Source organism: Bartonella gabonensis, assembly GCF_903679515.1.
Classification (GTDB): domain Bacteria; phylum Pseudomonadota; class Alphaproteobacteria; order Rhizobiales; family Rhizobiaceae; genus Bartonella; species Bartonella gabonensis.
Genome location: NZ_CAHOYM010000021.1, coordinates 20,896 through 30,276, shown reverse-complemented (window position 1 = coordinate 30,276; position 9,381 = coordinate 20,896). Strand labels below are relative to the sequence as shown.

Sequence of the window (9,381 nt, the reverse complement as noted above, 5' to 3'; positions counted from 1 at the left end):
GTTATCTATCAATAAAAACACATACAAGGGGAAAGAAACAGGAGTTTGTCTGAGAAGTTGGATTGTTGACACATGGGCGTTGGTTGGCTTCTTTATCTTTTAGGGATAGTCCGTTGAAAAAATTGTTATTTTGTAAAAATACATGATGGGCTTTTTTTATTTAAGAGTAAATATTTATGCATGTTATGGAATGCGTTTTTTCTTATATTGGGAAGAATGGAGGATAATCATGCATTATTGTTATTTTATTTGCCTAGCTTTCAATGGCCCTACAGCTCTTGTATTTAAAGAGAGATTTTAAAATCCTTATTAAATATTTTGATCTCTATACGGGTCTTTTTTGTGATACGGCAAAATGATTTTTGAGGTGAATTATAAGAAGGCTTGAAATAAGAGATTATGATGGTTTTTTATTTTCTGTTCAATAGGATTATGAATCAATCTATTCTTAAATTGTTTAGTATGCATAAAAATTTATAAACAGAGAAGTCTCCTTTAGGTAAAATATCTTTTACTTGTATTTGTGAGAGGAAACTAGAAATCAAGATCAGCATAATGGGCACTTGCAATAATTCCGCGGACACGATCTGTTAAAAGAGAACGAAAAGAAGGTCGTGATTTAATCCGCATATACCAGTCTTTTGCAGCAGGGGTTTGTTCCCAGTCAATTTCCCCTAAAAAGTCAAGTACAGAAACAGAAGCTGCGGCTGCTAGGTCCGCATAGGACAAGGCAGAACCCACTAAGCTATCGCGAGAGGCACAGAGCCAATTGAGATAATTCATATGGGGTGGAATATTGGCCCGTGCATTGCGTAAAATTTGTGAATTGGGAGCTCCACCGCCAATAGCAAGCGGCATTTCACGTTTATGGATTCTTTCTCGTACAATATGGCGCGTTGCTTCATTTTCAAATTTATTTAAAAACCAGTCATTGAGGCGGCGTACTTCTGCACGATCTAAAGGATTTTCCGGAAAAAGTTTATTTTCCTGTCGTAAACCCCCATGGGTTTCATCTAAATATTCACAGATAACAAAGGGACCTGATAATGGAACTTCGTGTTCATCGAGAAAAACAGGAACATGACCAGCGGGATTGAGAGCGAGAAATTCATGTCTTCTAGCCCATTCATATTCTTCAATCAGTTGAGTGGCTACACCATATTCTCCAAGAATGAGGCGTATGAAGCGCGAAGCAGTGGATAGGGGAGAGTGAAAAAGTGTCAGCATAATTTATATTCTTAAATAGAGTTGATCAGAATTCTTTCAAGTCATCTTTTTTATAAAGATGCTTGACTAGAAGTACAAGATCATTAGCAACGGCTAGCAATTACACTTAATAAATTGTTAATAATATGAATGTGTTCTCTTATGCAACGGTTTGCAAAATGGCGGTTCGTAATTCTTCCAAACCGCATGTTTTTTCTGAAGAGGTTGCAAGGATCTCAGGATAAGCTGCTGGACGTTTGAGAAGTTTTGTTTGTGTGGTCATCATTAATTTTTCTAAGGCATTTGATTTGATCTTATCACTTTTTGTCAAAACAATTTGATAAGAAACGGCTGCTTTATCAAGGAGTGCAAGAACATCTTCATCATTGTTTTTGATTCCGTGCCGTGAATCAATCAAGAGATATACACGTTTTAGTGTTGTGCGCCCCCGTAAATAGCTAAAAATCAAATTTGTCCAAGCATCAACCAGATTTTTAGGAGCAGCAGCAAAACCATAACCAGGCATATCTACCAGTGCGAAAGGGGGAAGATCTCCTCGCTGCCCACTGAAACCATCGGGGACAAAATAGTTAAGTTCTTGCGTCCGTCCTGGTGTATTTGAGGTTCGTGCTAAGCCTTTTTGCTGAACAAGTGCGTTGATTAAAGATGATTTTCCAACATTGGAACGTCCCGCAAATGCGATTTCTGCTGGACCTTCAGGGGGGAGAAAGTGTATTGCGGGGACACCACGAATAAAAACCCAATTACGAGAAAAAATTCCAGCAAGGGAAGAATCTCTTCTCATTCCCGCTCTTCTTTTTTGGATGATTTTCCCCACATGGCTTTCAAATTATCAAAAAGCTCAATTTTGACTCCTTGGCGTTTCATCATAATCCCTTGCTGAATAATTGATAATATATTGTTCCATGCCCAGTAGATGACAAGACCAACAGGGAAAGAGGCGAGCATAAAAGTAAAGATGACAGGCATCCATGTGAAAATCATCGCTTGGGTTTGATCTTGAGGAGTAGGATTCATACGCATTTGTAAAAACATCGTTATTCCCATAATCAAAGGCCATGCACCAATCATAAGAAATGCTGGCGTTGTATATGGCAAGAGACCAAATAAGTTAAAAAGAGACGTTGGATCGGGGGCCGCTAAATCTTGAATCCAGCCAAAGAAAGGGGCATGGCGCATTTCAATGGTGATATAGAGAACTTTATAAAGAGCAAAGAATATTGGAAATTGAACCAGCATTGGCCAACAACCTGCAAGAGGATTAATTTTTTCAGTTTTATATAATTCTATGATTGCTTGTTGTTGTTTTGTTCGGTCATCGGGATATTTTTCTTTTATTTCTAGCAATCGTGGTTGTATAAGCTTCATGCGCGCCATAGATTTATAGGATTTATTGGCTAGAGGGAAAAGAAATGTTTTTAAGAGAACTGTGACAAGAAGGATGGCAATACCAAAATTTCCTGTTTGCTTATAAAGAATGTCAATAAGGGCAAACATGGGTTTTGTGATGAAATCAAACCACCCCCAATCAATTAAGAGAGCAAACTTGTTGATTTTTAGGTCATTTTGATAGTGATTAATGATTTCAACTTGTTTTGCACCAGCAAAAAGACGATTTGTAACGGTTTTTGTTTCATTGGGAGCAATCGTTAAAAGCGTTCCTAACAAGTCAGATTGATAATGTGTTTGCAAACGATCAAAATAAATAAAACGGCTTGTATATTCTTTATCTTGCGGGGGAATAACCGCTACAGCCCAATATTTATCGGTAATACCAATCCAGCCTCCTGTTACTTTGGAAAAAGTCATGCTCTTTTGTCCATTATCAGGATTGGGATCAAGCTCTGCTAAGGTTTTATATTTTTCAGTTTTGAGTGAGTCCCCTGCAATACCTATCATCCCCTCATGAAGCAAATAGGTTGCATTTGTATGTTCTGGTGGCGCTGCACGTGCAACGCGGGCATAGGAGGAGAGATGTATCGGTTGATCGCCTTCATTGCTGATAGAATCTTCAATGGTAAACATGTAATGATCATCAACAGAAAGGGTACGGCGGAAGATTTGTCCCTGCCCATTATTATAAATTAAAGTGACGGGTGTTGAAGGGGTCAGGGTTGTATTGTTTCCCTCTATTTGCCACTGTGTATCGGATTGTGGCAAAGCTTTTGCTGGCAAAGATGCACTTGCAAAACCAAATTCAGCAAGATAGGTCGTTTTGAATCCTTTAGGATTCAGCAAATCGATTTCCGGTGATTGTTTATCAACTGTTACACGATATCTCTTGAGGTAAAGATCATCAAATTGTGCACCAACAAGATTAATAGAACCTTCCAGTTCATCGGTTTTGATCGCAACACGCTCTGTTTTGGCTAATACAGCTTTCCGGATTTCGGGAGTCATTGGCTGTTCGATGATGGATGTTATTTGATGCGTTGAGGTATCGTCAGAAAGATTCGTTGTGGCAGTAAAAAGGGTTGATTGTGGTTTTGACAATTGCTGTTGTTGTGTGATGACTTGTTGTTGTAACTTTGCTTGTTTGGGAGCAACATGAAGAAATTGCCATGCGACGAGCACTACGAAAGATAAGCCAATAGCGATAAAGAAATTGCGGTTATATTCCATTCGTATACCCTTGTTGTCGTTGCTGATGTTTTGTTTGTGGGTTTATTCGCCGGTTTAATTCATTAATCAAAGATGTAAAAGGCGCGTGTAACGCATCACGATACGCTACAATGACATAGTCTGTTCCTGCTTCCATGTGGGGTGTTACACCAACTCTTACGGCTTCACGCAAGCGCCTTTTGATACGATTACGTTTCACAGCATTACCGCTTTTACGGGTAACGGTGAAGCCTACACGTGCAACAAGAGAAGATTTGCTTTCTGTTGTTTGTTCACGAGATTTAACTTCGAGTAAAAATAAAGGGCCACGTCGCCTTTCTCCTGTACGGACAGCCAAAAAGTCTGCTCTTTTGCGAATGCGGCAGGGATGTTTTTTCTTCATAAAGAATATTTCGCAATTTCACTAAATGCTTGGCTGACCAAGCATTAGAGGTTCATAACAAAAGTTTCACAACGAAGAAATGATGAGCAATCCTCAACGGTTGTGAAAATTAAAGAGTTAAGCAGAGAGCCGTTTACGTCCACGAGCACGTCTTGCAGCAATAACTTTACGTCCTCCAGCTGTCGCCATGCGTGCACGAAATCCATGGCGGCGTTTACGGACAAGTTTAGAGGGTTGGTAAGTACGTTTCATTTATTTAAATACCGCGGAGTGCGGCCCTTCTTAATCTTCGTTTTATGAATAATTTATGCGAGATGAACAATTTCACCCTATCAGACGGCTGTTAAGCCATAAGAAAAAATATAAAAAAAGTCAATCTCAGATTATTTTTCTTCGCTTGAAAAAATACAAAACACCTTATAACTGTTTGCAACACTTTTTTGTGATATCTTAAAAGTGTCAGAAAATAATGACTAGGGCGTTAAAGAATTAAATAAAGTGTGATGGATTATTGTATGCTCAATTTAAAAAAGACTTTGATACTGAGAGCTTTTCTCAATTTTGTTTTTTACAAAATCCTTATCAGAATGTTCATTAAAGTGTTGTCGCATAAATGTGCTTGATAAGCTTTTATAGCAGATTTTGTGCTTGAGTTTCTTTAATTTAAGGGTGCTTCATGTTTTTAAAGAGATAAAATATAAGTTATTTATACTTTATATTCTTCAGTAAAGTAGAAATTTTTAGGAGATGAATCTATCAGTATTGTTCGTTTTTATGCTTGTATTTGTTGATATTTTATAGAGAGGAAAGAGCGTGGATCCTATTACAAGTGAGGTTGTCCGCAACGTGTTACGTAAAATCAAAGGACCAGATCTTGAAAGCGATATTGTCTCGTTGGGGCTTCTTTCAGAAATATTAATTGCTGATGGCAAGGTTTTCTTTTCCATTACAGTTCCTGATGGACGTGTGCAAGAATGGGAATCATTGCGCCGTTCTGCTGAAGAGTTGGTGTGCGCTGTGGATGGAGTAGAATCTGTTGTTGTCACGCTTACAGCAGAAAAAACAACAAAGGGAGTACCTCGACAGAGAGCAAATCTTTTGCCAGTAAAAATGCCTATAGAAGGTGTGGGCCATGTGATTGCTGTTGCTTCTGGAAAAGGAGGGGTGGGAAAATCGACGATGGCGATCAATATCGCCTTAGCTTTACAAAATGCAGGCTTCAAAACAGGGGTGATGGATGCAGATATCTATGGTCCATCTTTGCCACGTTTGATAGGACTTGTTAACCAAAAACCACACTTCATTGAGGGAAAAAAGATTAAACCTCTTGAAAAATTTGGTCTTAAATTAATGTCGATGGGTTTTTTAGTTGAGGAAGAAAAGCCGGTGGTCTGGCGTGGTCCTATGGTTATGGCCGCTGTAACGCAATTATTACGAGATGTTGTATGGGGGCCTTTGGACGTTTTGGTTGTGGATATGCCACCCGGGACAGGGGATGCACAATTAACGCTTGCGCAACAAGTACAATTAACGGGTGCGGTGGTTGTTTCTACGCCTCAAGATCTTGCTTTAGTTGATGCACGTAAAGCGATAGAAATGTTCATGAAAGTCAATGTTCCTATTTTAGGGCTGATTGAGAATATGAGTTATTTTATCGCTCCTGATACAGGAAAACGCTACGATATTTTTGGCCATGGTGGTGCACGGGGAGAAGCGGAACGTCGAGAGGTCCCTTTCTTAGCAGAAATACCGCTTGATGCAGCTTTACGATTTTCTTCAGATGAGGGAATCCCTATTTTTGTTGCTCAGCCTGATGGCGAGCACGTTCAACTGTATTGTACAATTGTTGATCGAATAAAAAATAAACTCTTTTGAATTTATGTTTGTTTAAACGAGTTTGCTAAAGAAAATTTATGAAAAGTACAAAAATAGTTGCTTTTTTTGTAAGTGAAATATGAATTCTAATCCGGAGAAAGTGATTTTCTATCATCATCTTTTCATTCGATTTTTCTACGTTCAAAAGTATCGAAAGAAAGATTTTTAAAAAAGTAGAGATGATGTATTCTTTCGCGTTTTTTATTAGAATATGCTTTTTACGCAACAACAAAATTCTCAAGAGTATATTGATGTTTTTCATGCAAGCGTTTGTTTTAAAGAAAATATTGCTCAATGCATTATACCATTTCACGAGAGAGCTTGTGAATGGTATAATGTAAAGACTTGTATGAAGTGTATAGATCTCATTCTATTTTTATTTAAATATAAGTCATATCCATTATGCTTTTTACTCTCTCCAAGCTTTCCCCTATTTTTGCATAAAGTGAGCACGTCTCTTTACGCTCTTCTTAAACGCTTTTATTTCAATGTTGTTTTCTTATAAAAGAAAGAAAAATGCGAAAAGATTTTTTTAGTATTCTCATTTAAATGTTAAAGGATGAATGATCTTCCTATAAGCGATTTTATGCTATAAAAATATTTTGCAGATTAATTGAAAGATTTATTTCTATTCATGTAAATTAAAGGGATAGGCATTTAAAAAATCTGTTTTTCCTTCTCTTGAAAGATCTATAGCAGACAATTTTATCAATCCATGTTTAATTCTCTCTTAATTGAGATGAGAAAAAATATTGGTCAAGTCTTTTTAGAAGCATCCATTTTTTGTAAAGTCGCCTCAAGAGCTGTTGTTAAAGCACTTCTTCCCCCTTGATGAGAAAAATAGTTTGATAAAAATTCATTTGTTCCCCCCTTTGTTGAAAACTCTTTTTCAAGCAGTGCAAAATCAAGAGAGCTAGAACGGTCCGTTGCTATAATTTTACGCATTTCATCCGTAAGATTTCCAAACATCATGGTCAGGAATTCTGCTGATTGCTGTTTTTTAACCCCTTGTGTTATAAACCATTGATGGGCTGTTTCTATAAAATTAAAATATACGCCCATAAGAGAACCTGCTGTCATAAAAAGATTAAACTGTTCTTCCTTCTCTAGCACCAATGTGCCCCCCAATGCATCAAATAAACTACGTAAAAAGGGATGATCAGGATAAATGGGTGTCAAATTTTTGCATTCTGCAACAAAAGGTAACGGAACAGCACGATAAACTTTATGGTTGATCCACGCTTCCACTTCTACTGCTTTTGCCATAGCGAGAACGGAAATAACTAGCTGTTCTGGACGAAAACGAAGAGAGCGCAAAACCTCTTCTGCAATTTGGTTGGGCAAACAAAGAAAAACGCAATCACTTACATCGAGCAATGCTTGGTTATTTTCAGCAATCATAACCTTATCATAAGTGCGTGAAAGACGCTCTGCTATTTCAGCATTGCGAGGTGAAACAATAATGGAAGAAACATTAAAGGCGCTTGTCATGAGACCATCTATCATGCAAGCGCTGATTGTGCCTGTTCCCAAAAAGCTCAGTTTCATGTTTATTTCTCAGTTTTACATTTTAAAAGGAATCTCATTAGGGGTTTTAACTAACATAAATGCTAATTGAGGAAGCAACACAGAGCATTGCAAAAATAATCAACCCTAAATAGATTTTGGGCTTATCAAATAGAACGGCAAAAGCAGAAAACCAACCACCAATAGCTGCGGCTAAGGCAAATAAAAAACCTGGTTTATTCATCAGTACAATATGCATTGCCATTAAACCACCAATAATCAGCACTCCAAAAACAATGAGCAAAGCTGTTGCAAATTTTTCATAATCATCCATATTTCGCTCCTTATAGCGCTCAAACGGTTATAGACTTTTTAACGCATATGCACATAAAGAAGAAATATTTTTTATTGAGTATGGTTAAAATAGGGGGGGGCCACTTATTGATCAGAGGTAAAAAATGTTGGAATATGTTGTGGCAAACGCCAAGGTAAAATTGCGATCAAATCAAAGCGCACAGACAAAAGAGCATAATCTTTTTGCCGTGCGAGCCAAATATCGGCTGCTGCCTCAATTCGTCTTTCATTCATTCGGGAAACCGCTTCCATTGCTTCCATCAATGTTGAACGTGCTTTAACTTCAACAATTAATACTAAATTTCCACGTCGTGCAATTAAGTCAATTTCCCCACACTTTGTTTTAAACCGCATTTCAGCAATGTGAAATCCTTTGAAACGCAACCACCAAGCGGCCAATTTTTCTGCACGAACCCCTCGATAAAAAGACTTTTGTCTCTGTTTTTTTTCTATCGTCTTACGCATGATTTTATGCATTTTTTAGAAAAATTAACCGCTGAAAAAGTTCCTGCTTTTTAACTCCAGACTTTTTTGCAACCAAAGCTGCTGCTTGAGCAGCAGAATGTGTCTGTGCAAGTTTTAATAACATTTCATCAACTTCTTGATCACTCATCACATTTAAAGAAGATGATGATTCTCCAACAAGCAAAACAATTTCCCCACGAATCTGTGTTTGTTTTTTATAAGTTTCCAACAAACTTCCCAAATTAGAAACGTCTACGGTTTCAAATTTTTTTGTTAATTCACGACAAATTGCGGCAGGCCGATCGGCCGAAAAAAGAGTGACCATATCCTGTAAAGTTTCAATAAGACGATGCGGTGATTCATAAAAAWTCAAAGTTGTTGGAATCTCTTTTAATTGTTCTAACCGTTTTTGACGTTGTGCTTTGCGTGCACTCAAAAAACCTGCAAAGAAAAAGCTGTCGGTTGGAAGCCCTGTCGGGGTCAGAGCAGCTAAAAGAGCTGATGCCCCAGGGATCGGAACAATTTTATGACCTTCCTTACGGGCTTCTTCGACTAATCGAAATCCAGGATCAGAAATAAGGGGCGTTCCCGCATCTGAAACAAGCGCTACCGTTTTGTTTTCCGCTAAAGCCGCTAAGAGCTTCGGACCTGATTTTTGTGCATTATACTCATGATAGAGAAAAGTTTTTTTGTGAATACCATAACGTTCCAACAAAACACGGGTTACCCGCGTGTTCTCACATGCTAAAATATCAACGCCTGCCAGCACTTGCAAAGCACGAAGCGTAATATCTGCAAGATTTCCGATAGGTGTTGCCACAAGATAAAGCCCTGGCTCTATGATGGGGGCCGAATAAGCATGCGGACCTATAGAATATGCTTTTTCACACATGCTCTTTGCTCTTCATCAAATTCCCCTCACCACAAGATATCTTATCAAGATTTTATGC

At 38.0% G+C, this 9,381-nt stretch carries 10 protein-coding genes; 1 reads left to right on the top strand and 9 read right to left on the bottom strand.

Annotation, left to right across the window (positions count from 1 at the left end; translation table 11 throughout):
- Nucleotides 1-534 precede the first annotated feature (534 nt).
- From HWX04_RS05365 to rpmH, 5 genes are all read right to left on the bottom strand, one after another.
- Nucleotides 535-1,227: a glutathione S-transferase family protein gene (locus HWX04_RS05365; RefSeq protein WP_175869165.1), complete on the bottom strand. Its 693-nt coding sequence runs from the start codon at nt 1,225-1,227 to the stop codon at nt 535-537.
- A gap of 139 nt (nt 1,228-1,366) precedes the next feature.
- Entirely contained in the window at nt 1,367-2,011 is a 645-nt protein-coding gene (gene yihA, locus HWX04_RS05360) for a ribosome biogenesis GTP-binding protein YihA/YsxC (RefSeq protein WP_175869164.1), read from the bottom strand.
- Nucleotides 2,008-3,849: a membrane protein insertase YidC gene (gene yidC, locus HWX04_RS05355; protein ID WP_175869163.1), complete on the bottom strand. Its 1,842-nt coding sequence runs from the start codon at nt 3,847-3,849 to the stop codon at nt 2,008-2,010. The genes yihA and yidC overlap by 4 nt, the downstream gene beginning before the upstream one ends.
- Entirely contained in the window at nt 3,839-4,231 is a 393-nt protein-coding gene (rnpA, locus tag HWX04_RS05350; protein WP_175869162.1) for a ribonuclease P protein component, read from the bottom strand. The genes yidC and rnpA overlap by 11 nt, the downstream gene beginning before the upstream one ends.
- A gap of 117 nt (nt 4,232-4,348) precedes the next feature.
- Entirely contained in the window at nt 4,349-4,483 is a 135-nt protein-coding gene (gene rpmH / locus HWX04_RS05345; RefSeq protein WP_005864709.1) for a 50S ribosomal protein L34, read from the bottom strand.
- Nucleotides 4,484-5,044: 561 nt separating this feature from the next.
- Between rpmH and HWX04_RS05340 the strand changes: the two genes are divergently transcribed.
- The gene (locus HWX04_RS05340; RefSeq protein WP_175869161.1) at nt 5,045-6,106 is read left to right on the top strand and encodes an Mrp/NBP35 family ATP-binding protein; all 1,062 of its coding nucleotides are present in this window, start codon (nt 5,045-5,047) and stop codon (nt 6,104-6,106) included.
- Between the two features lie 756 nt (nt 6,107-6,862).
- On the opposite strand, the gene HWX04_RS05335 is transcribed toward HWX04_RS05340, so the two are convergent.
- The 4 genes from HWX04_RS05335 to rsmI all read right to left on the bottom strand — a co-directional run bounded on the left by HWX04_RS05335 (nt 6,863) and on the right by rsmI (nt 9,323).
- On the bottom strand, nt 6,863-7,654 hold the full coding sequence (locus tag HWX04_RS05335; protein ID WP_175869160.1) for a pyrroline-5-carboxylate reductase: 792 nt from the start codon (nt 7,652-7,654) through the stop codon (nt 6,863-6,865).
- A 46-nt stretch (nt 7,655-7,700) separates the two neighbouring features.
- Nucleotides 7,701-7,946 (bottom strand): hypothetical protein, encoded by a 246-nt coding sequence (locus HWX04_RS05330; protein WP_175869159.1) that lies wholly within the window; start codon nt 7,944-7,946, stop codon nt 7,701-7,703.
- A gap of 104 nt (nt 7,947-8,050) precedes the next feature.
- Entirely contained in the window at nt 8,051-8,419 is a 369-nt protein-coding gene (locus HWX04_RS05325; RefSeq protein ID WP_175869167.1) for a YraN family protein, read from the bottom strand.
- Between the two features lie 16 nt (nt 8,420-8,435).
- The gene (gene rsmI, locus HWX04_RS05320; protein WP_175869158.1) at nt 8,436-9,323 is read right to left on the bottom strand and encodes a 16S rRNA (cytidine(1402)-2'-O)-methyltransferase; all 888 of its coding nucleotides are present in this window, start codon (nt 9,321-9,323) and stop codon (nt 8,436-8,438) included.
- Nucleotides 9,324-9,381 lie beyond the last annotated feature (58 nt).